This is a genomic window from Ramlibacter sp., from assembly GCF_035627355.1.
In the GTDB taxonomy this organism is placed as follows: Bacteria; Pseudomonadota; Gammaproteobacteria; order Burkholderiales; family Burkholderiaceae_C; genus Ramlibacter.
The window spans coordinates 79,214-100,385 of record NZ_DASPLW010000050.1 but is presented as its reverse complement, the minus strand read 5'-3'; the positions used below and the strand labels follow the sequence as shown (position 1 = coordinate 100,385).

The window sequence follows — 21,172 nt, the reverse complement described above, 5'->3', positions numbered from 1 at the left end:
GGGGATCCCTTTCGTCAGGCGGCCTGGGGCACCGGCACGTTGACGCGCACCGCGCGGCCACCGGCCACCGTCATCCAGGTGTTCCACGCCATCAGCACCATGCCGCCCAGGTACAGCAGGCCGCCCAGCACGCGGATCATGTAGAAGGGATAGGTCGCCTTGACCGACTCGACGAAGGTGTAGGTCAGGGTGCCGTCGGCATTGACGGCGCGCCACATCAGGCCCTGCATCACGCCGGCGATCCACATCGCCGCGATGTACAGCACCACGCCGATGGTGGCGATCCAGAAGTGCAGCTCGATGGCCTTGATGGAGTACATCTTCTTCTGGCCGAACAGGCGCGGGATCAGGTAGTACAGCGACCCCATGGTGATGAAGCCCACCCAGCCGAGCGCGCCGGAGTGCACGTGGCCGACGGTCCAGTCCGTGTAGTGGCTCAGGGCGTTGACCGTCTTGATCGACATCATCGGGCCCTCGAAGGTGCTCATGCCGTAGAACGACAGCGACACGATCAGGAAGCGCAGCACCGGGTCGTCGCGCAGCTTGTGCCAGGCACCCGACAGGGTCATCATCCCGTTGATCATCCCGCCCCAGCTGGGTGCCAGCAGGATCAGCGAGAACAGCATGCCCACCGACTGGGTCCAGTCCGGCAGCGCCGTGTAGTGCAGGTGGTGCGGGCCCGCCCACATGTAGGTGAAGATCAGCGCCCAGAAGTGCACGATCGACAGCCGGTAGCTGTAGACCGGGCGCTCGGCCTGCTTCGGGATGAAGTAGTACATCATCCCCAGGAAGGCGGCGGTCAGGAAGAAGCCGACCGCGTTGTGGCCGTACCACCACTGCACCATCGCGTCCTGCACGCCGGCATAGGCCGAGTAGGACTTCATCCAGCCGGCCGGGACCGCCGCGCTGTTGACGATGTGCAGCAGCGCGATGGCGATGATGTAGGCGCCGAAGAACCAGTTGGCCACGTAGATGTGGCGCACCTTGCGGATGCCGATGGTCCCGAAGAACACGATGGCGTAGGCAACCCACACGGCCGCGATCAGGATGTCGATCGGCCACTCCAGTTCGGCGTACTCCTTGGCCTGGGTGTAGCCCAGCGGCAGGCTGAGGGCCGCTGCCACGATCACCAGCTGCCAGCCCCAGAAGGTGAAGGCGGCCAGCTTCGGCATGAACAGCGGCACATGGCTGGTGCGCTGCACCACGTAGTAGCTGGTGGCGAACAGCGCGCTGCCGCCGAACGCGAAGATCACGGCGTTGGTGTGCAGCGGTCGCAGCCGCCCGTAGCTGAGCCAGGGAATGCCGAAGTTCAGTTCCGGCCAGGCGAGCTGGGCCGCGATGAACACGCCGACCAGCATGCCCACCACGCCCCAGACGACCGCCATCAGCGAGAACTGCCGCACCACCGTGTCGTGGTACTGGGCAGGAGTGGATGAGACGTTCATCGGGTTACACCTACTTGTCGAGACCCTTCGAGTGTCGGGGTCGCAATCCCGTACCCCGTTGATGAAAGTCAACGGACGTGCCTCCGGAGCCGCGCCCCGTCAGCCTTCGTCGAGGATGCGCTGCGCTTCGGCGTCGACCGACTCGAACTGCCCGCGCCAGACCGCCCACGCGAGCGCGCCCAGGATCACCAGGCCGAGCACGACCGAGAGGGGGATGAGGAGGAAGAGGATGTCCACGTGAGGGCCTAGTGGCCAAGGGCCAGGGGTCGTGCGGCTTCCGGCGGAAGCCCGGGACGGACGCGGTCGGGGCGCGACAGGCGGGCCGCATTGGCGACCACCAGCAGGGAGCTCGCCGCCATGCCCAGCCCGGCCAGCCAGGGCGGCATCCAGCCGACCAGCGCCAGCGGCACGCAGACGGCGTTGTAGCCGGCGGCCCAGGCCAGGTTCTGGCGCACGATGCGGCGGGTGCGACGGGCCAGCGCCAGCACCGCGGGAATGGCGTCGAGCTGGCCGCCCAGCACCACGAAGTCGGAGCGCGACTGCGCCAGCGGCGTGCCCTGCCCCATCGCGAACGACAGGTCGGCACTCGCCAGCACCGGCCCGTCGTTCAGGCCGTCGCCGACCATGGCCACTCGACGCCCCTCGGCCTGCAGCGAGCGCACGTGCGCCAGCTTGTCCTCGGGCGACTGGCCGCCCCGGCTCGAGGCGATGCCGGCGCGTCCGGCCAGCCGTTGCACCGGGCGGGTGCGGTCGCCCGACAGCAGCTGTACGTCCAACCCGCGCTGCTGCAGGCTGGCCACGGCGGGGAGCGCGTCCTCGCGAAGCGATTCGTCCAGGTCGAAGCTGGCCAGCCAGCCGTGCCCGTCGGCCAGGTGCGCCTGCGCCGTGGCGCCGGCGTTGTCCGGCGCACCGCACAGGTCGGCCGAACCCAGGCGCAGGGTGCGGGCGGGCTGGCCGTCGCCGGCCGACACCGTGCCCTGCAGGCCCCGGCCGGCGATCTCCTGCACGCCGCTGGCCTGCCACGAACCGGGGCCGCTGGCCGCGGCCAGCGCGCGCGAGGCCGGGTGCAGCGAACGCCGGGCCAGCGCCGCGGCCAGTTCGCTGGCTTCCTGCGGCTGCACGCCGGGACGGGTGCGCACCTGCGTCACCGACATGCGGTCGCGCGTGAGCGTGCCGGTCTTGTCGAACACCACGGTGTCCACCCCGGCGGCGGCTTCCAGCGCCTCCAGCCGCCGCACCAGGATGCCGCGCCGGGCCAGCGCGCCGGCCGCGGCCAGCGTGGCGGCCGGGGTGGCAAGCGACAGCGCGCAGGGGCAGGTGACGATCAGCACGGCGACGGCGATGCCCAGCGCATGGCCCGGGCCGGACGGCCACCATGCGGCTGCGGCGGCGGCGGCCGCTGCGAGCACCGCCAGCAGGAACGGTGCGGCGATCCGGTCGGCCAGCCGCGCCAGCCGCGGCTTGTCCACCGAGGCGCGCTCCATCAGCGCCACGATGGCGGCGTAGCGCGTGTCCTCGCCGACCCGGTCCACCCGCACCAGCAGCGCTGCCGCCAGGTTGTGGCTGCCGGCGATCACCGCATCGCCCGCGCGCCGCGGCAGCGGTTCGGATTCGCCCGTCAGCAGGGCCTCGTCGACGCGGCTGTCGCCTTCCAGCACGGTGCCGTCGGCCGGAAAGGCCTCGCCCGGCAGCACCCGCACCACGTCGCCCGGCTGCAGGCGGCGCACGGCCACCCGCTCGAACGACCCGTCGGCGCGCCGGCGCTCCACGCTGGCCGGCAGGCGGCGCATCAGCGCTTCCAGCGAGCCGGCGGTGCGGTCGCGCAGGCGCTGCTCGAGCAGGCGCCCGGACAGCAGGAAGAACACGAACATGGTGACCGAGTCGAACCAGACCTCGCTGCCCAGCGGACCGCCGGGGTCCACCGTGGCGGCGCTGCTGGCGCCGAAGGCGATCAGGATGCCCAGCGCCACCGGCACGTCCATGCCGATGCGGCGGTGGCGCAGGTCGCGCCAGGCGGAGGCGAAGAAGGGCTGGCAGGAGAACAGCAGCACCGGCACGGTGAGCATCCAGGACGCCCAGCGCAGCAGCGCCTCGATGTCCGGCGTCATCTCGCCCGGCTGCGCGACGTACGCCGGCACCGCGTACATCATCACCTGCATCATGCAGAAGCCCGCCACCAGCCAGCGCCACAGCAGGCGGCGGCGCTCCCGGTGGCGCGGCTGCGCCTGCAGTTCGTCGCCGGCGGGCAGGCCACGGTAGCCGGCGCGCTCCAGCGCGCGCCACCAGTCCGAAGGCTGCCCGAGCTGCGGCGTCCAGACGACCCGCGCCGTCGCGGTGCTGCCGTTGACCTGCACCGACTCGACGCCGGGCAGGCGGCCGATCGCCTGCTCGATGGTCAGCGTGCAGGCGGCGCAGTACATGCCGTCGATGGCGATGTACGACTCCCACCGGTCCTCGCTGCCCGGCACGCGCCGGCTGAATTCCTGCCACGCCTCGGGTTCGTCCAGCACCGGCGCCCAGGCTGCGGGCGCGGGCGCGCGGGCAGGCAGGGCAAGGGGGACGGAAGGCATGCGGCAGAGGGTACCGGCCACCTGCGGAGGCTCGCTTGACGTATGTCAACCGATCCGGACCGGTGCCGGCGTGCCCGGAGCCGGTCCGGCCGGCTTGACCGGAAGCAAGCAGCCGGGCACCGCCCGCGCTACGCTGCCGGCCTCTGCAGGAGCCATACGCCATGTACCAACGCATCCTCGTCGCCACCGACGATTCCCGCCTGTCGCGCAAGGCCGTCAAGTCCGCGATCGGCCTGGCCGCCGCGCTGCAGGCCGAACTGGTGATCGTGCACGTCGTGCCGCGCTATCCGGTGGCCTACTTCGAAGGCGCGGTGGCGATGCAGGCCGTGGACGTCGCCCGCATCGAGAAGCAGTGGGTGGAGAAAGGCCAGACGGTGGTGGATGCCGCGGCCCGCAGCGCTCAGGCCGCCGGCGTGTCGGCCCGTGGCGTCGTGGTCCAGTCCGACGCGGTGGCCGACGCCCTGCTGTCCGCGGCGAAGAAGCACCGCTGCGACCTGGTGGTCATGGCCTCGCACGGCCGCCGCGGGCTGCAGCGGGTGCTGCTCGGCAGCGAGACCCAGCACGTGCTCACGCGCGGCAACCTGCCGGTGCTGGTGCTACGCTAGCCGGGTCACCATCGACGAAACAAGGAAGAATACATGATGCGAATCGTCCTCGCCGCCGACGGCAGCAAGTACACCAAGAAGGCGCTGGCATTCCTGGCCACCCACGACACGCTGGCGGGCCCCGACGACGAGATCCTGGTCATCAACGTGCAGCCGGCCATGCCGCCGCGCGTGCGCAGCATGGTCGGCTCCGCGGCGGTGAACGACTACCACGAGGAAGAGGCCGAGAAGGTGCTGGCCCCGATCCGCAAGTTCCTCGAGCGCAAGGGCCTGCGCTTCCGCTGCGAGTGGAAGTCCGGCGAGCCGGCCTCGCAGATCATCGGCGCCGCCAAGCGCTTCGACGCGCACATGGTCGTCATGGGCACCCATGGCTACGGGATGATCGGCCGCGCCGTGATGGGCAGCGTGGCCCAGCGGGTGCTGGTGGACTCCACCGTCCCGGTGCTGCTGGTCAAGTAGGCGCCGCCGGGGGCAGCCCGCCCTGCCCCCGTTGACTTCAATCAACGGCCCCTGGCCGCCTTCCCCCTATCGTGGGGCGATGAAAGGCGCCTGGACGCTCACCTCCAAGCTGGTCGTCACGGGGATCACCTTCCTCGTGGTGGCACTCGCCTCCACCGGGCTGACGCTATGGGTGAGCTGGCACCTCGAAGGCGGGGCGGCGGCGGTCAACGAGGCCGGCCGGCTGCGGATGCTGACCTACCGCCTCGCCTCCACCGTGGAGCACGGCGACCGCGAAGGGGCCCGGCGCATCGTCCACACCTTCGACGGCATCCTGGACCTGCTGGGTGAAGGCGATCCGGGCCGGCCGCTGTTCGTGCCCTGGTCGCGCGCCTCCAGCGGGAGCTTCCAGGCCATCCGCACCCACTGGGCGCTGCTGCGCACCGGCTGGCTCGAGCCCTCGGCGCCGGCCACCGGCCAGCTGCAGGCCGACGCCGACGCCTTCGTGGGCGAGGTGGACGCCTTCGTCGCCGCCATCGAGCAGGAACTGGCGCGCTGGACCTCCGTGCTGCACGGCTTCCAGTTCCTGATGATGATGCTGGCGCTGGCCACCACCATCGTGCTGCTCTACACCGCCCACCTGCTGGTGCTGGACCCGCTGATCCGGCTGAGGACCGCCGTCGCCTCGCTGCGCGACGGCGACCTGGGCGCGCGGCTGGAAGTCGACCGCCGCGACGAGTTCGGCGAACTGGCCGAGGGCTTCAACGACATGGCCGGCCACCTGCAGGCGCTGTACGACAGCCTGGAGCAGCGGGTGCGCGAGAAGACCGCCACGCTGGAGGCGCAGCGCCGGCGCCTGGCCGACCTGTACGAGGTCAGCGCCTTCGCCGCCCGCGCCACCCAGATCGACGAACTCGCCCAGGGCTTCGCGCGGCGCATGCGGCGCATCACCGGCGCCCAGGCCGCGGCGGTGCGCTGGTCGGACGAAGGCAACAGCCGCTACGTGCTGCTCGCCTCCGACAACCTGCCCGCCGACATGGCGCGCGAGGAGGCCTGCGTGGAGACCGGCAGCTGCCTGTGCGGGCAGCCGCGGCAGGACGCGTCCGCCCGCATCATCCCGATCCACCCCGGTCCCTCCGCGCCGCTGGGCCACTGCGCGCGCCACGGCTACAGCGGGCTGGTGTCGGTGCCGATCCGCCTGCACGACCAGGCTCTGGGCGAGATCGACCTGTTCTTCACCGAGACGCCGGACCCGGCCGGCACCGACCGCGAGCTGCTGGAAGCGCTGGCCGGCCACCTGGCCGGCGCGATGGAGGGCCTGCGTGCGGGCGCGCTCGAGCGCGAGGCCGCCGTGGCCCAGGAGCGCACCCTGCTGGCCAGCGAGCTGCACGACTCGATCGCGCAATCGCTGGCGTTCCTGAAGATCCAGGTGCAGCTGCTGCGCTCGGCCCTGCAGCAGGGCGACCGCGCCGCGCTGGAGCGGGTGGCGGGCGAGCTGGACACCGGCGTGCGCGAGACCTATTCGGACGTGCGCGAGCTGCTGATGCATTTCCGCACCCGCACCAGCAGCGAGGACATCGCGCCGGCGCTGGAGACCACGCTGGCCAAGTTCGAGCACCAGACCGGCCTGCGCACGCAGCTGCGGGTGGACGGCCGCGGCGTCGCGCTGCCGCCCGACGTGCAGGTGCAGGTGCTGCACATCGTGCAGGAGGCGCTGTCCAACGTGCGCAAGCACGCCGGGGCGCGCGAGGTGCAGGTCGAGGTCACCTCCTCGCCGCACTGGCGCTTCGAGGTGCGCGACGACGGCCGGGGTTTCGCGGCCGCGGAGGCCCGGCCCGACGAGACCCACGTGGGCCTGCGCATCATGAAGGAAAGAGCCCAGCGAATAGGCGCCGAGGTACGGGTGCATTCCCATCCCGGCCACGGCTGCTCGGTGGTGCTGGAACTGCGCCCGGGCGGCACGGCGGGCGCTGTCGACCGGCACGAGGAGGCCACGGCATGAACGATCCGATCCGCCTGCTGGTGGTGGACGACCACACCCTGTTCCGGCGCGGCCTGGTGGCGCTGCTGGCCAGCCAGACCGGCGTCCAGGTGGTCGGGGAGGCGGCCGATGCGGGCCAGGCCGTACGCGAGGCGCAGCGGCTGCAGCCGGCCGTGATCCTGCTGGACAACCACCTGCCCGGCGTCACCGGCATCCAGGCGCTGGCCGGCTTGCGCGAGGCCTGCCCACAGGCGATGGTGCTGATGCTCACCGTGAGCGAGGACGAGCTGGACGTGCAGGCCGCCCTGCGCAACGGCGCCCAGGGCTACCTGCTCAAGACCATCGACGGCGAGGACCTGGTGGCCAGCATCCGCCGCGCCATGGCCGGCGAGACGGTGGTGAGCCCGGAGCTCACGCCCCGGCTGCTGGCGGCGATGCGGCAGCCGGCCGAAGCCCCGCCGGCCGATCCGCTGGCGGTGCTGTCGGCGCGCGAGCAGGAGGTGCTGCGCGAGATCGCGCGCGGCGCCAGCAACAAGGAGATCGCGCGCAGCCTGTCGATCGCCGAGACGACCGTGAAGATCCACGTGCAGAACATCCTGCGCAAGCTGAACCTGCATTCGCGGGTGCAGGCGGCGGTGTTCGCCAGCCGCTACGGGGAGGCCGGCGCCTGACGCGGCGCTACGGGGCGAGCGGCACCGACAGGGTCATGGCTGCGTTCCAGCCGGCCTGCGGGCCTTCTCGCAGCGCCAGGCCGAGCGACAGGCTGGCGCGCCGTGCCAGCGGCACCGCGGCGGCGAAGCGCCAGGCGGCGTCCGCCGCTTCCGCCTCCCACGCCCGCGAGCGCGTGTAGCTCAGGTCGGCCGTGAGACGCCGCCCCAGCTCCCAGCGGGTGCCGGCGCGCAGGGCGCTGCGCGGTTCGCCGCCGCCGGCCACGGTGGTGTAGCCGCGTTCGGCCGCATCCCAGGCCAGGTTCCAGCGCATGCCGTCCTCGCTGCGCACGAAGCCCATGCCCCAGCGCAGGCCCGAGCCGGCGGCATCGGCGGACTGCGCCAGCACGGCCTGCAGCATCCCGCCCGCGGCCGATTGCACCACTTCGACCCCGTGCGCCAGCCGCGAGGGCATCCATTCGGTGCGCGCTTCGGCGGTGAGCCCGGGCGCGAGCCCCAGCCGCCAGCCGCCCGCCGCATAGCCGGCGTCCTGGTCGCGCACACGGCCCAGCGCCACCTCGTAGTCGGTGGCGCCGGGCGCCAGCAGTTCCGGACCGCGCAGCGGCGTGTCGGTGGGCAGGGCGCCGGTGCCCAGCAGCGTGCGCGTGTCCTGCAGGGCGGTGCCGGCGGCGTCGCCGAAGCCGTGCTGAGGCGCCGCCGTTCCGGCGAAGGCGAGCCCGGGCAGGAACACGTCGTCGGCCCAGGACGGCGCGCGCAGGGCCAGCGGCCGGCCGAAGCGCAATCCCGTCAGCGGCACGTTCTGGCTCCAGCCGCCACCGCTGCCCTGGGTCTCGCCGAGGACCAGCGTGTGCAGCGGCCCCGGCACCTGCGCTTCCCAGTTCGCATCCAGCCAGTCCAGCCGCGCCCCGGAGGACGGGTCGATGCGCAGCCCGGCGCGCAGCTTGCCGGCGCCGGTCTCCAGCGCCCCGTCCAGCCGACCGGCCACGGGCTGGCCACCTTCGGCGGACAGCGGCTCGTACTGGATCTGCAGGCCCGGCGCAGGCCGCATCACGACGCCGGAGGGTGCCACCGGCGCGAGCGCGTGGGCGTCCTGCGCCCATGCACCCGCGCACGGCAGCAGCATCGCCGCGGACAGGGCGAGCCACGGGTGCAGGCGGGGGACACGGCGGGCGCAAGACATCGACAGCTCCTGGCGCGCGACATGCTAGCCGCCTGCCGGGCGAACCACCGATGTGCTACCCGCCCGGCGCGATCCGGCCGGCCCTCGCGTGAAGGATGTCGCAGGCGTGTCCGGCACCCGCCGACGGGCGCGGGCGCCGGACGCCCCCTGCGGCCCGCGCGTGATCCGGCGGCGGCGCACGCCACTAGTTCTTTCGGAGGAGCCGCCCTCCTCCTTCCGCGCAGCCCCGCCCCTGCCACCGGCGGATGTTCGCGCGGACGTCGACATCCGACAGTGGAGCCATCCCGAAAAGCCACTTCCGGAGTCACTCGTGTCAGCCGTCCTCAACCCCCCTCCCGCGCCATCCGCGGCCTCGCCCGCCGCGGCGACGTCCACGCGCAAGGCGTGGTCCGTGCTGGTCGCCAGCACGCTCGCCTTCACCGTCTGCTTCATGGTCTGGATGATGTTCGGCGTCATCGGCATCCCGATCAGGAAGCAGCTCGGGCTCAATGCCACCGAATTCGGGCTGCTCACCGCCATGCCGGTGCTCACCGGCTCGCTGGTGCGGGTGCCGCTGGGCATCTGGACCGACCGCTACGGCGGCCGCATCGTAATGACGGTGCTGATGGCCGCCACGGTGCCCGCGATCTGGCTGATGGCCTATGCCACCGAGTTCTGGCACTTCCTGGTGATCGGGCTGTTCGTCGGCCTGGCCGGCGGTTCGTTCTCGGTCGGCACGCCCTACGTGGCGCGCTGGTTCCCCAGGAACCGGCAGGGCATGGCGATGGGCGTGTACGGCGCCGGCAACTCCGGCTCCGCGGTCAACAAGTTCATCGCGCCGGCGATCCTGGTGGCCTTCGGCTGGACCGCGGTGCCGCTGGTCTACGCCGCGGTGATGCTGGGCACGGTGATCCTGTTCTGGATGTTCAGCTACAGCGACCCGGCGCACCTGGTGCCCAGCACGGTCCGCTTCTCGGACCAGCTCAAGGCGCTGAAGGATCCGCGGGTGCTGCGCTATTGCCAGTACTACAGCATCGTTTTCGGCGGCTACGTCGCCCTGGCGCTGTGGATGGTGCAGTACTACGTCGGCGAGTACGGACTGGACATCCGCGTGGCGGCGCTGCTGGCCGCCTGCTTCTCGCTGCCGGGCGGCGTGCTGCGCGCCATCGGCGGCGTGCTCTCGGACAAATACGGTGCCCACAGCGTGACCTGGTGGGTGATGTGGGTGAGCTGGATCTGCCTGTTCCTGCTGTCCTACCCGCAGACCGACTTCACCATCCTGACCGTCAACGGGCCCAAGACCTTCCACCTCGGCCTGGACGTGGTCAGCTTCACCGTGCTGATGTTCATCCTGGGCATCGCCTGGGCCTTCGGCAAGGCCAGCGTCTTCAAGTACATCAGCGACGACTACCCGAAGAACATCGGCGCCATCAGCGGCATCGTCGGCCTGGCCGGCGGCCTGGGCGGCTTCGTGCTGCCGATCCTGTTCGGCGCGCTGATGGACCTCACCGGCATCCGCTCCAGCGCCTTCATGCTGATGTACGGCGTGGTCTGGGTCTCGCTGATCTGGATGTACTTCACCGAAGTGCGCCGCACCCGCGTCATGGGCGCCGACGCCGCTCCCTCCCCCTCCCTCTGATTTCCCCCCACAGGAGTCCTTCCATGTCCTCCGCGCTCATCCGCAACTGGGACCCCGAGAACCTTTCCTTCTGGCGGCAACAGGGCCAGGCCGTGGCCCGCCGCAATCTCTGGATCTCGATCCCCGCGCTCACCCTCGCCTTCGCCGTCTGGATGGTCTGGTCGGTGGTGGTGGTGAACCTGCCGGCCGTCGGCTTCAAGTTCAGCACCAACCAGCTGTTCTGGCTGGCGGCGCTGCCGGCCCTGTGCGGCGCCACGCTGCGCATCTTCTACTCGTTCGCGGTGCCGATCTTCGGCGGCCGCCGCTGGACCGCCATCTCCACCGCCACGCTGCTGCTGCCCGCGCTGGGGATCGGCTTCGCGGTGCAGGACCCGACGGTGCCCTACGAAGTATTCGTGATCCTGGCGCTGCTGTGCGGTTTCGGGGGCGGCAACTTCGCCTCCAGCATGGCCAACATCAGCTTCTTCTACCCGAAGGCGCAGAAGGGCACGGCGCTCGGCCTGAACGCCGGCCTGGGCAACCTGGGCGTGTCCATCGTGCAGTTCGTGGTGCCGATGGTGATCACCGCCGGCGTGTTCGGCACGCTGGGCGGCGAGTCGCAGATCATCGTCAAGGGCGGCCAGCCGGCCTCGCTGTGGCTGCAGAACGCCGGCTTCATCTGGGTGCCCTTCATCGCGCTGTCGGCGCTGGCGGCCTGGTTCGGCATGAACGACCTGGCCGAGGCCAAGTCCTCGTTCGCCGACCAGGCGGTGATCTTCAAGCGCAAGCACAACTGGCTGATGTGCTGGCTGTACGTCGGCACCTTCGGCAGCTTCATCGGCTACTCGGCGGGCTTCCCGCTGCTGATCAAGAGCCAGTTCCCCGGCATCAACGCGCTGCAGTACGCCTGGATGGGACCGCTGGTGGGCGCGCTCGTGCGGCCGCTGGGCGGCTGGCTGTCGGACAAGCTGGGCGGCGCACGCGTCACCTTCTGGACCTTCCTCGCCATGATCGCGGGCGTGGTCGCCGTGCTGCAGTTCCTGCCCTCGGGCGGCAGCGGCGGCAGCTTCGCCGGCTTCCTGGTGTCCTTCATGGTGCTGTTCGCCGCCTCCGGCATCGGCAACGGTTCGACCTTCCGCATGATCCCGGTGATCTTCCTGACCGAGCGCCAGCGCGCAGCCGAAGGCAAGGGCGAGTACGCCCGCGAACAGGCGGTGCGCGACGCCAACAAGGAAGCGGCGGCCGTGCTGGGCTTCTCCTCGGCGATCGGCGCCTACGGCGGCTTCTTCATCCCCAAGAGCTACGGCACCTCGCTCGCCATGACGGGCGGCACCGAGGCGGCGCTGTACTGCTTCATCGCCTTCTACGTCACCTGCGTGGCCGTGACCTGGTGGTACTACAGCCGCCGCAACGCGCCCATGCCCTGCTAACGAGAAGAACCCGTCATGAGCCACTTCCTCGACCGACTCACCTACTTCTCGCAGGCGCGGGAATCGTTCGCCGACGGCCACGGCCAGGTCACGGGCGAAGACCGCACCTGGGAGGACGGCTACCGCAAGCGCTGGCAGCACGACAAGATCGTGCGCAGCACCCATGGCGTGAACTGCACCGGCTCCTGCTCGTGGAAGATCTACGTCAAGGGCGGCATCGTCACCTGGGAAACCCAGCAGACCGACTACCCACGCACGCGCTGGGACATGCCCAACCACGAGCCGCGCGGCTGCGCCCGCGGCGCCAGCTACAGCTGGTACCTGTACTCGGCCAACCGCGTGAAGTACCCGCTGGTGCGTGGCCGGCTGCTCAAGCTGTGGCGCAAGGCGCGGCTGACGATGGCGCCGGTGGAAGCCTGGGCCTGGATCGTCTCCGACGAGAGTCGGCGCCGCAGCTACCAGCAGGTGCGCGGCCTGGGCGGCTTCGCGCGCGCCAGCTGGGACGAGGTCGACGAGATCGTGGCCGCGTCCAACATCCACACCATCCGCCGGCACGGGCCGGACCGCATCATCGGCTTCTCGCCGATCCCGGCCATGTCCATGGTCAGCTACGCGGCCGGCTCGCGCTACCTGTCGCTGATCGGCGGCGTGTGCATGTCGTTCTACGACTGGTACTGCGACCTGCCGCCGTCCTCGCCGCAGATCTGGGGCGAGCAGACCGACGTGCCGGAATCGGCCGACTGGTACAACAGCAACTACATCATCGCCTGGGGTTCGAACGTGCCCCAGACCCGCACGCCCGACGCGCACTTCTTCACCGAGGTCCGCTACAAGGGCACCAAGACGGTCGCGATCACCCCCGACTACTCCGAGGTCGCCAAGCTGGCCGACCTGTGGATGCACCCCAAGCAGGGCACCGACGCCGCCGTGGCCATGGCCATGGGCCACGTGATCCTGAAGGAGTTCTACTTCGACAAGCGCAGCGCGTACTTCGACGACTACGCGCGCCGCTACACCGACCTCCCGATGCTGGTCCTGCTCAAGGAGCAGGTGCTGCCCTCGGGCGAGACGGTGATGGTGCCCGACCGCTACCTGCGCGCCTCCGACTTCAACGGCCGGCTCGGCCAGTCGAACAACCCGGAATGGAAGACGGTGGCCTTCGACCAGGACGGCAAGGTGGTGGTGCCCAAGGGCGCGATCGGCTTCCGCTGGGGCCCGGACGGCCGCCCCGACGCCGGCCAGTGGAACCTGCAGGCGGAGCAGGCGCGCCACGGCCAGGCCGTGCAGCTGAAGCTGTCGGTGCTGGAGGACGGGCAGTCGGGCCAGACCGCCCGCATCGGCTTCCCCTACTTCGGCGGCATCGCCCACGAGCACTTCCCGGCCAACGAGCAGGCCGGCGGCGACGTGCTGGTGCGCACGGTGCCGGTGCAGCGCATCCGCCTGGGCAAGGAAGGCGAGGAGCGCCACGCCATGGTCGCCACGGTGTTCGACCTGCAGGCGGCCCAGTACGGCGTGGCGCGCGGGCTGCCCGGCGAGTTCGCGGCGAAGAGCTACGACGAGGACACGCCCTACACCCCGGCCTGGCAGGAAAGCATCACCGGCGTGCCGCGCGAGCAGGTGATCACGGTCGCGCGCCAGTTCGCCGACAACGCCGACAAGACCCAGGGCCGCTCGATGGTGATCATCGGCGCCGCCATGAACCACTGGTACCACAGTGACATGAACTACCGCGGCGTCATCAACATGCTGATGCTGTGCGGCTGCATCGGCCAGTCGGGCGGCGGCTGGGCGCACTACGTGGGCCAGGAGAAGCTGCGCCCGCAGACCGGCTGGACGGCGCTGGCCTTCGCGCTCGACTGGATCCGGCCGCCGCGGCAGATGAACTCCACCAGCTTCTGGTACGCCCACACCGACCAGTGGCGCTACGAGAAGCTGGGGGTGGAGGAGGTGCTCTCGCCGCTAGCCGACCCGAAGCAGTTCTCCGGCAGCCTGATCGACTACAACGTGCGCGCCGAGCGCATGGGCTGGCTGCCCTCGGCGCCGCAGCTGCAGACCAACCCGCTGCAGGTGGTCAAGGACGCGGACGGCGGCGACGTCAAGGACTACGTGGTGCGGGCGCTGAAGGACGGCACCCTGCGCATGTCGTGCGAGGACCCGGACCATCCGTCCAACTGGCCGCGCAACCTGTTCGTCTGGCGCTCCAACATCCTGGGCTCCTCCGGCAAGGGCCACGAGTACTTCCTCAAGCACCTGCTGGGCACCTCGCACGGCGTGCAGGGCAAGGACCTGGGCCACGACGATGCCAAGCCGCGCGAGGTGGTCTGGCACGACAAGGCGCCGGAAGGCAAGCTGGACCTGGTGGTCACGCTGGACTTCCGCCTGAGCACGACCTGCCTGTATTCGGACATCGTGCTGCCCACCGCCACCTGGTACGAGAAAAACGACCTCAACACCAGCGACATGCACCCCTTCATCCACCCGCTGTCCACCGCGGTGGACCCGGCCTGGGAAGCGCGCAGTGACTGGGAGATCTACAAGGGCTTCGCCCGCAAGTTCAGCGAACTCGCGCCCGGCCACCTCGGCGTGGAGAAGGAGGTGGTGCTCTCGCCGCTGATGCACGACACGCCGGCCGAACTGGCCCAGGCCATCGGCGTGCAGGACTGGAAGCGGGGCGAGTGCGAGCTCATTCCGGGCAAGACGGCCCCCAACATCGCCGTGGTCGAGCGCGACTACCCCAATGTCTACAAGCGCTTCACGGCGCTCGGCCCGCTGATGGAGAAGGTGGGCAACGGCGGCAAGGGCATCGCCTGGAACACGCGCGACGAGGTCGAGCAGCTCGGCCAGCTCAATGGCCGGGTGCTGGAGGACGGCGCCACCAAGGGCATGCCGAGGATCCAGAGCGACATCGACGCCTGCGAGGTGATCCTGCAGCTGGCGCCCGAGACCAACGGCCACGTCGCCGTCAAGGCCTGGGAGGCGCTGTCGAAGGCCACCGGGCGCGACCACGCGCACCTGGCGCTGCACCGCGAGGACGAGAAGATCCGCTTCCGCGACGTGCAGGCGCAGCCGCGCAAGATCATCTCCTCGCCGACCTGGAGCGGGCTGGAGAGCGAGAAGGTCTCCTACAACGCCGGCTACACCAACGTGCACGAGCTGATCCCCTGGCGCACCCTCACCGGCCGCCAGCAGTTCTTCCTGGACCACCCGTGGATGACGGCCTTCGGCGAGCAGCTCTCGACCTACCGGCCGCCGGTGGACCTGAAGACGACCGGGACCATCGCGGGCATCAAGCCGAACGGCCACCGCGAGATCCAGCTGAACTTCATCACGCCGCACCAGAAGTGGGGGATCCACTCCACCTACAGCGACAACCTGATCATGCTCACGCTCAACCGCGGCGGGCCGGTGGTCTGGCTGTCGGAGGACGACGCGAAGGAGGCCGGCATCGTCGACAACGACTGGGTCGAGCTGTTCAACGTGAACGGCGCCATCACCGCCCGCGCGGTGGTCAGCCAGCGCGTGAACCCCGGCATGGTGCTGATGTACCACGCGCAGGAAAAGATCGTGAACACGCCCGGCTCGGAGATCACCGGCGCGCGCGGCGGCATCCACAACTCGGTGACCCGCATCGTGGTCAAGCCGACCCACATGATCGGCGGCTACGCGCAGTTCAGCTACGGCTTCAACTACTACGGAACCATCGGCACCAACCGGGACGAGTTCGTGGTGGTCCGCAAGATGGACAGGGTCGACTGGTTGGACAGCGAGACCGAACTTGAAGGAGCACAGGCATGAGAGTCCGCGCCCAGATCGGCATGGTCCTGAACCTGGACAAGTGCATCGGCTGCCACACCTGCAGCGTGACCTGCAAGAACGTCTGGACCTCGCGCCCCGGCGTCGAGTACGCCTGGTTCAACAACGTCGAGACCAAGCCCGGCATCGGCTGCCCGAAGGAATGGGAGAACCAGGACAGATGGAACGGCGGCTGGGTGCGCCGGCCCGACGGCTCGATCGAGCCGCGCCAGGGCGGCAAGTGGAAGCTGCTGATGCGCATCTTCGCCAACCCCAACCTGCCGCAGATCGACGACTACTACGAGCCCTTCACCTTCGACTACGAGCACCTGCAGTCGGCGCCGGAGATGAAGGCGGCGCCGACTGCGCGCCCCCGCAGCCTGGTCACCGGCCAGCGCATGCAGAAGATCGAGTGGGGCCCCAACTGGGAGGAGATCCTGGGCGGCGAGTTCGCCAAGCGCAGCAAAGACGCCAACCTCGCAAACTTCGAGCAGGTCCAGAAGGACATGGTCGGCCAATTCGAGAACACCTTCATGATGTACCTGCCGCGCCTGTGCGAGCACTGCCTCAACCCGGCGTGCGTGGCCTCCTGCCCGTCCGGCTCGATCTACAAGCGCGAGGAGGACGGCATCGTCCTGATCGACCAGGACAAGTGCCGCGGCTGGCGCATGTGCGTATCGGGCTGCCCCTACAAGAAGATCTACTACAACTGGCAGACCGGCAAGGCCGAGAAGTGCATCTTCTGCTACCCGCGCATCGAGGCCGGCCAGCCGACCGTGTGCTCGGAGACCTGCGTCGGCCGCATCCGCTACCTGGGCGTGGTGCTCTATGACGCCGACCGGATCGAGCAGGCCGCCAGCGTGCCCAACGAGCAGGACCTGTACGAGGCCCAGCTCGGCGTGTTCCTCGACCCCAACGACCCCGAGGTGATCGCCGCGGCGCGCCGCGACGGCATCCCGGAGGCCTGGATCGAGGGAGCGAAGAACAGCCCGGTGTGGAAGATGGCGATGGACTGGAAGGTCGCGCTGCCGCTGCACCCCGAGTACCGCACCCTGCCCATGGTCTGGTACGTGCCGCCGCTGTCGCCCATCACCTCCGCGGCGCACGCCGGCCACCTCGGCGCCAACGGCGAGCTGCCCGACGTGGCGCAGATGCGCATCCCGCTGCAGTACCTGGCCAACCTGCTGACCGCCGGCCAGACCGGCCCGGTGATCCGCGCGCTCGAGCGCATGCTGGCCATGCGCGCCTTCCAGCGCGGCAAGCACGTGGACGGGCAGGAGAACCTGGCGGTGCTCAAGCAGGTCGGCCTGACCGCCGCGCAGGTCGAGGAGATGTACCGCGTGATGGCGATCGCCAACTACGAGGACCGCTTCGTCATCCCCAGCAGCCACCGCGAATACGCCGAGAACGCCTTCGACATGAAGGGCGGCTGCGGCTTCTCCTTCGGCAACGGCTGCTCCGACGGCCAGAGCGAGGCCAGCCTGTTCGGCGGAAAGAAGAAGCGGACCATCCCGATCAAGGTGGAGGAGGTGTGAGGATGAAGGCCAACAAGCACACCCTGCGCGCCCTGTCGCTGCTGCTGCAGTACCCCGACGCGCAACTGCGGCAGCTGCTGCCGCGGCTGCCCGACGCCATCGACGCCGAGGGCGCGCTGCCCGCGGGCCGCCGCGCCGAGATCCGCGCGCTGGTGGACGCCATGCAGCGCACCGACGCGATCGAGCTGGAGACCCGCTACGTCGACCTGTTCGACCGCGGCCGCGCCACCTCGCTGCACCTGTTCGAGCACGTGCACGGCGACTCGCGCGACCGCGGCCCGGCCATGGTCGACCTCGTGAAGCACTACGAGGCCGCCGGCCTGGACCTCGGCGCCCAGGAGCTGCCCGACCACCTGTGCGTGGTGCTGGAGTTCGCCTCCACGCAGCCGCCGGCCGCCGCGCGCGAGTTCCTGGGCGAAATGGCGCACATCCTGAACGCCATCTTCAGCGCCCTGCGCCAGCGTGACAGCGCCTACGCCACCGTGCTGGCCGCGGTGCTGGAGCTGGCCGGCCAGCGCCCCGAGGCCGTGCCGGTGCCTCCCGACGAGCCGCTGGATGCCAGCTGGGCCGAGCCGGTCGCCTTCGACGGCTGCTCGGTCCGCGGCCAGGCGGCGCCCGGCCAACCCCGACCGGTGCACGTGGTGCGCCGCTCCGCATCGCAATCCCAAGGAGTGCGCGCATGAACGCCCTCGACACCTTCCTGTTCGGCTACTACCCGTACATCTGCCTGACGGTGTTCCTGCTCGGCAGCCTGGTCCGCTTCGACCGCGAGCAGTACACGTGGAAGAGCGACAGCTCTCAGCTGCTGCGCGCCGGGTCGCTGCGCTGGGGCAGCAACCTGTTCCACCTCGGCGTGCTGTTCCTGTTCGCCGGCCACACGGTGGGCATGCTGACGCCGCACTTCGTCTACGAGCCCTTCATCAGCCCCGGCGGCAAGCAGCTGGTGGCGATGGTCTCGGGCGGCCTGTTCGGGCTGCTCGGCTTCATCGGCGTGACGATGCTCCTGCACCGCCGGATGTGGGATTCACGCATCCGCGCGACCTCGCGCACCGCCGACATCGTGCTGCTGTGGCTGCTGTGGCTGCAGTTCGCGCTCGGCCTGGCCACCATCCCGCTGTCGGCGCAGCACCTGGACGGCGGGATGATGATGAAGCTGGCCGAGTGGGCCCAGCGCATCGTCACCTTCCGCGCCGGCGCCGTGGACCTGTTGGCGGATGCCGGCTGGGTGTTCCGGGCCCACATGGCGCTGGGCATGACGATCTTCCTGGTGTTCCCCTTCACCCGGCTGGTGCACGTGTGGAGCGGCTTCGGCACCCTGGCCTACGTCGCCCGGCCATACCAGCTGGTGCGCACCCGGCGCGCGCTGCACCGCTCGCCCGGCACCGCCGCTGCGGCGGCCCCCGCGCCGCACGGCGCCGTCCAGCCCGCCCCAGTGCTGGCCTCTTCGAGGAGCACGTCATGAGCGATGGACACGGATCCGGCGGCTGCGGCGGCCAGGGCCCCTGCGGCTGCGGCGGACAAACCCCGGCGGCGACGGCCTCCGTCAACGGCCTGCCCCTGCATGCCGCCGACGAGGCGCTGGCCGAGGAGGAACTGCGCGAGCGTGCCTGGACCGAGCTGCTGCGGCAGGAAGCGGTGCGCCAGGGCCTGCTGCCGGACGTGCTGGTGCTGCGCGCGCCCGTGCTGACCTCCGCCGAGGAGGCGGTGATCGAGGCCATGGTGGAGCACGAGGTCCCCACGCGCCAGCCCTCCCGCGAGGAAGCGCTGCGCTATTACGAAGGCCACCAGGAGCGCTTCGTCGAGGGTGCCAAGGCCTGGCTGCGCCACATCCTGTTCGCGGTGACCGACGGCGTCCCGGTTCCGGCGCTGGCGGCACGCGCCGAGCAGGCGCTGCTCGAACTCACGCGAAAGGACGCCTCGCCGCAGCGCTTCGGCGAACTGGCACGGGAGCTGTCCAACTGCCCGACCGGCGCCCACGGCGGCGAGCTGGGCTGGCTGGGCCCGCGCGACATCGCACCGGAACTGGCGCAGGAGCTGTTCCACGCGCCGGGCGCGCTGCGGCACGTGGGGCTGAAGCCGAGGCTGCTGCACAGCCGCTTCGGCTTCCACATCCTGGACGTGCGCGAGCGCCGCCCGGGCCGGCTGCCCGCCTTCGAGGAGGTCCGGGAACGCATCGCCCTGCAGCTCGCCCAGCAGAACCGCGCCCGCGCGCTGCACCAGTACATCCGCCTGCTGGCCGGCCGCAGCGTGGTCGAGGGCGTCGAGCTGGAGACGGCGGACTCGCCGCTGCTGCAATGACGCCGTCCTGCAGCGCAGGCGGCGAGGCCCTGCTGGAGCGCCTGCGTTCCTTCCAGTCCGACTACTTCCCGCGCCACCAGCAGCGCTTCCAGGACCTGGTGGCGCAGGGCCAGCACCCCAAGACGCTGTTCATCGGCTGCTCCGACTCGCGCCTGGTGCCCTACCTGCTGACCGGCGCCGGCCCGGGCGAGCTGTTCATGGTGCGCAACGTCGGCGCGCTGGTGCCGCCCTACGACGGCTCGCAGGGGCTGCACGGCACCATGGCGGCCGTGGAGTTCGCCGTGCTGGCGCTCGAGGTGGAGCACATCGTGGTGTGCGGCCACAGCCATTGCGGCGCCATCCGCGCCATCTACGAAGGCGCGCCCGAACGGGCGGTGGTGCTCCGCGAGTGGCTGAAGCTCGCCACCGACGCCGTGCTGCCGGTGCGCGCCACGCCGGAGGCGCTGCGCCGCACCGAGCAGCGCTCGGTGGCGCTGCAGCTGGAGCGGCTGATGGACTACCCGATGGTGCGCGAGCGCGTCGAGGCCGGGCGCCTCGCGCTGCACGGCTGGCACTACGTGATCGAGACCGGCGAGGTGCACGTCATTGACGCCGCGCAAGGGCGCTTCGTTCCGGCCGCGCAGGCCTCCGCAAAACCCCATCCCCACGGCGTGGAGTCGCCGCCCCCGGCTGCATACTCGGCGGCATGAGCCTCGTCCGACGACTGCTGGAGACCCTGCGCGGCGCCTTCGCCTTCACCCTGCTGGCCCTCAACACCCTGGTCTGGTGCCTGCTGCTGTTCGCACTGGCGCTGGTCAAGCTGGCCCTGCCCTTCGAGCCTGTGCGCCGCGTGCTCGACCGGGCCCTCAACGCGGTGGCCACCGCCTGGATCACCTGCAACACGGGCTGGATGCGGTTGACGCAAGGAACCCGCTGGGCGGTCGAAGGCGCCGAGGTGCTCGAGCCGGGCGGCTGGTACCTGGTCAACAGCAACCACCAGAGCTGGGTCGACATCTTCGTGCTGCAGCGGGTGCTGAGCCGGCGCATCCCGCTGCTGAAGTTCTTCCTCAAGCAGGAACTGATCTACGTGCCGGTGATCGGGCTGGCCTGGTGGGCGCTGGATTTCCCCTTCATGAAGCGCCACGGCAAGGCCGCGCTGCGGGCCAACCCCGGGCTGCGCCGGCAGGACGCCGAGACCACCCGCCGCGCCTGCGAGAAGTTCGCCCGCACGCCCACCAGCGTCACCAACTTCGCCGAAGGCACCCGCTTCACCGCGGCCAAGCACCGCGGCCAGGCCTCGCCCTACCGCCATCTGCTCAAGCCCAAGGCCGGCGCGCTGGCGTTCGCGCTGGGGGCACTGGGCACGCGCTTCCACAGCCTGGTGGACGCCACCATCGTGTATCCAGCCGGCGTGCCCACCTTCTGGGACTTCCTGTGCGGCCGGGTGCCCGAGGTGCGGGTGCACGTGCGCGAACTCGAGATCCCCGGGGTGTTCTGCAGCGGCGACTACGAGGCCGACCCGGCGCTGCGCAGCGCCTTCCACCAGTGGCTGGACCAGATCTGGCGCGAGAAGGACCGGCGCATAGCGACCATGCTCGGCGAGCCCGCGCTGGCGTAGCCCTCCGTTCCGCCGCCCTCCCATTGAGCTTGCGCA

17 protein-coding genes are annotated in these 21,172 nt (G+C 70.6%); 13 read left to right on the top strand and 4 right to left on the bottom strand.

Translation table 11 applies throughout. The annotated features are described in order from the left end of the window. Positions 1-14: 14 nt before the first annotated feature. The 3 genes from ccoN to VEC03_RS13085 form a co-directional block, all read right to left on the bottom strand. Positions 15-1,445 carry a cytochrome-c oxidase, cbb3-type subunit I gene (ccoN, locus tag VEC03_RS13095; RefSeq protein ID WP_324915874.1) on the bottom strand — a complete coding sequence of 477 codons (1,431 nt, stop codon included), beginning with the start codon at positions 1,443-1,445 and terminating at the stop codon, positions 15-17. Positions 1,446-1,544: 99 nt separating this feature from the next. Next, complete coding sequence (gene ccoS / locus VEC03_RS13090) at positions 1,545-1,682, bottom strand: cbb3-type cytochrome oxidase assembly protein CcoS (RefSeq protein WP_324915873.1); 138 nt, start codon at positions 1,680-1,682, stop codon at positions 1,545-1,547. Positions 1,683-1,690: 8 nt separating this feature from the next. Beyond that, a complete protein-coding gene (locus VEC03_RS13085) occupies positions 1,691-4,015 on the bottom strand; it encodes a cation-translocating P-type ATPase (RefSeq protein ID WP_324915871.1) in 2,325 nt (774 codons plus the stop codon). Between the two features lie 161 nt (positions 4,016-4,176). Between VEC03_RS13085 and VEC03_RS13080 the strand changes: the two genes are divergently transcribed. The 4 genes from VEC03_RS13080 to VEC03_RS13065 all read left to right on the top strand — a co-directional run bounded on the left by VEC03_RS13080 (position 4,177) and on the right by VEC03_RS13065 (position 7,710). Next, positions 4,177-4,620 (top strand): universal stress protein, encoded by a 444-nt coding sequence (locus VEC03_RS13080; RefSeq protein WP_324915870.1) that lies wholly within the window; start codon positions 4,177-4,179, stop codon positions 4,618-4,620. A 33-nt stretch (positions 4,621-4,653) separates the two neighbouring features. Beyond that, complete coding sequence (locus VEC03_RS13075) at positions 4,654-5,079, top strand: universal stress protein (RefSeq protein ID WP_324915868.1); 426 nt, start codon at positions 4,654-4,656, stop codon at positions 5,077-5,079. Between the two features lie 79 nt (positions 5,080-5,158). Beyond that, entirely contained in the window at positions 5,159-7,060 is a 1,902-nt protein-coding gene (locus VEC03_RS13070; RefSeq protein WP_324915866.1) for a type IV pili methyl-accepting chemotaxis transducer N-terminal domain-containing protein, read from the top strand. Then, positions 7,057-7,710, top strand: coding sequence for a response regulator (locus VEC03_RS13065; RefSeq protein ID WP_324915865.1), 654 nt, complete (start codon positions 7,057-7,059; stop codon positions 7,708-7,710). The genes VEC03_RS13070 and VEC03_RS13065 overlap by 4 nt, the downstream gene beginning before the upstream one ends. A 7-nt stretch (positions 7,711-7,717) precedes the next feature. Here VEC03_RS13065 and VEC03_RS13060 read toward each other — a convergent pair whose 3' ends face one another. Beyond that, positions 7,718-8,887: a hypothetical protein gene (locus VEC03_RS13060; RefSeq protein WP_324915864.1), complete on the bottom strand. Its 1,170-nt coding sequence runs from the start codon at positions 8,885-8,887 to the stop codon at positions 7,718-7,720. Positions 8,888-9,278: 391 nt separating this feature from the next. Here VEC03_RS13060 and VEC03_RS13055 point away from each other — a divergent pair, with 391 nt between their 5' ends. From VEC03_RS13055 to VEC03_RS13015, 9 genes are read left to right on the top strand one after another with little or no spacing between them, the layout of a single operon-like run. Further along, positions 9,279-10,505 (top strand): nitrate/nitrite transporter, encoded by a 1,227-nt coding sequence (locus VEC03_RS13055; RefSeq protein ID WP_324915948.1) that lies wholly within the window; start codon positions 9,279-9,281, stop codon positions 10,503-10,505. Between the two features lie 23 nt (positions 10,506-10,528). Beyond that, positions 10,529-11,914: a NarK family nitrate/nitrite MFS transporter gene (locus VEC03_RS13050; RefSeq protein ID WP_324915862.1), complete on the top strand. Its 1,386-nt coding sequence runs from the start codon at positions 10,529-10,531 to the stop codon at positions 11,912-11,914. A 15-nt stretch (positions 11,915-11,929) separates the two neighbouring features. Continuing rightward, positions 11,930-15,709: a nitrate reductase subunit alpha gene (locus VEC03_RS13045; protein ID WP_324915860.1), complete on the top strand. Its 3,780-nt coding sequence runs from the start codon at positions 11,930-11,932 to the stop codon at positions 15,707-15,709. Further along, positions 15,706-17,241, top strand: coding sequence for a nitrate reductase subunit beta (gene narH / locus VEC03_RS13040; RefSeq protein WP_324915859.1), 1,536 nt, complete (start codon positions 15,706-15,708; stop codon positions 17,239-17,241). The genes VEC03_RS13045 and narH overlap by 4 nt, the downstream gene beginning before the upstream one ends. A 2-nt stretch (positions 17,242-17,243) precedes the next feature. Then, positions 17,244-17,924 carry a nitrate reductase molybdenum cofactor assembly chaperone gene (gene narJ / locus VEC03_RS13035; protein WP_324915857.1) on the top strand — a complete coding sequence of 227 codons (681 nt, stop codon included), beginning with the start codon at positions 17,244-17,246 and terminating at the stop codon, positions 17,922-17,924. Further along, positions 17,921-18,703: a respiratory nitrate reductase subunit gamma gene (gene narI / locus VEC03_RS13030; protein WP_324915855.1), complete on the top strand. Its 783-nt coding sequence runs from the start codon at positions 17,921-17,923 to the stop codon at positions 18,701-18,703. The genes narJ and narI overlap by 4 nt, the downstream gene beginning before the upstream one ends. Then, positions 18,700-19,539, top strand: a complete 840-nt coding sequence (locus tag VEC03_RS13025) for a peptidylprolyl isomerase (RefSeq protein ID WP_324915853.1) — start codon at positions 18,700-18,702, stop codon at positions 19,537-19,539. The genes narI and VEC03_RS13025 overlap by 4 nt, the downstream gene beginning before the upstream one ends. After that, positions 19,536-20,228: a carbonic anhydrase gene (locus tag VEC03_RS13020; RefSeq protein WP_324915852.1), complete on the top strand. Its 693-nt coding sequence runs from the start codon at positions 19,536-19,538 to the stop codon at positions 20,226-20,228. Before VEC03_RS13025 ends, VEC03_RS13020 begins: the two co-directional genes overlap by 4 nt. Then, positions 20,225-21,136, top strand: a complete 912-nt coding sequence (locus tag VEC03_RS13015) for an acyltransferase (RefSeq protein ID WP_324915850.1) — start codon at positions 20,225-20,227, stop codon at positions 21,134-21,136. Before VEC03_RS13020 ends, VEC03_RS13015 begins: the two co-directional genes overlap by 4 nt. Positions 21,137-21,172 lie beyond the last annotated feature (36 nt).

Excerpts from the sequence above, each read along its gene's own strand:
- VEC03_RS13050 (WP_324915862.1), top strand. The coding sequence starts at position 10,529 with ATGTCCTCCGCGCTCATCCGCAACTGGGACCCCGAGAACCTTTCCTTC.
- VEC03_RS13070 (WP_324915866.1), top strand. The coding sequence starts at position 5,159 with ATGAAAGGCGCCTGGACGCTCACCTCCAAGCTGGTCGTCACGGGGATC.
- VEC03_RS13025 (WP_324915853.1), top strand. The coding sequence starts at position 18,700 with ATGAGCGATGGACACGGATCCGGCGGCTGCGGCGGCCAGGGCCCCTGC.
- VEC03_RS13085 (WP_324915871.1), bottom strand. The coding sequence starts at position 4,015 with ATGCCTTCCGTCCCCCTTGCCCTGCCTGCCCGCGCGCCCGCGCCCGCA.
- VEC03_RS13075 (WP_324915868.1), top strand. The coding sequence starts at position 4,654 with ATGATGCGAATCGTCCTCGCCGCCGACGGCAGCAAGTACACCAAGAAG.
- VEC03_RS13045 (WP_324915860.1), top strand. The coding sequence starts at position 11,930 with ATGAGCCACTTCCTCGACCGACTCACCTACTTCTCGCAGGCGCGGGAA.
- ccoN (WP_324915874.1), bottom strand. The coding sequence starts at position 1,445 with ATGAACGTCTCATCCACTCCTGCCCAGTACCACGACACGGTGGTGCGG.
- narJ (WP_324915857.1), top strand. The coding sequence starts at position 17,244 with ATGAAGGCCAACAAGCACACCCTGCGCGCCCTGTCGCTGCTGCTGCAG.
- VEC03_RS13065 (WP_324915865.1), top strand. The coding sequence starts at position 7,057 with ATGAACGATCCGATCCGCCTGCTGGTGGTGGACGACCACACCCTGTTC.
- VEC03_RS13080 (WP_324915870.1), top strand. The coding sequence starts at position 4,177 with ATGTACCAACGCATCCTCGTCGCCACCGACGATTCCCGCCTGTCGCGC.
- VEC03_RS13060 (WP_324915864.1), bottom strand. The coding sequence starts at position 8,887 with ATGTCTTGCGCCCGCCGTGTCCCCCGCCTGCACCCGTGGCTCGCCCTG.
- VEC03_RS13015 (WP_324915850.1), top strand. The coding sequence starts at position 20,225 with ATGAGCCTCGTCCGACGACTGCTGGAGACCCTGCGCGGCGCCTTCGCC.
- VEC03_RS13020 (WP_324915852.1), top strand. The coding sequence starts at position 19,536 with ATGACGCCGTCCTGCAGCGCAGGCGGCGAGGCCCTGCTGGAGCGCCTG.
- narH (WP_324915859.1), top strand. The coding sequence starts at position 15,706 with ATGAGAGTCCGCGCCCAGATCGGCATGGTCCTGAACCTGGACAAGTGC.
- narI (WP_324915855.1), top strand. The coding sequence starts at position 17,921 with ATGAACGCCCTCGACACCTTCCTGTTCGGCTACTACCCGTACATCTGC.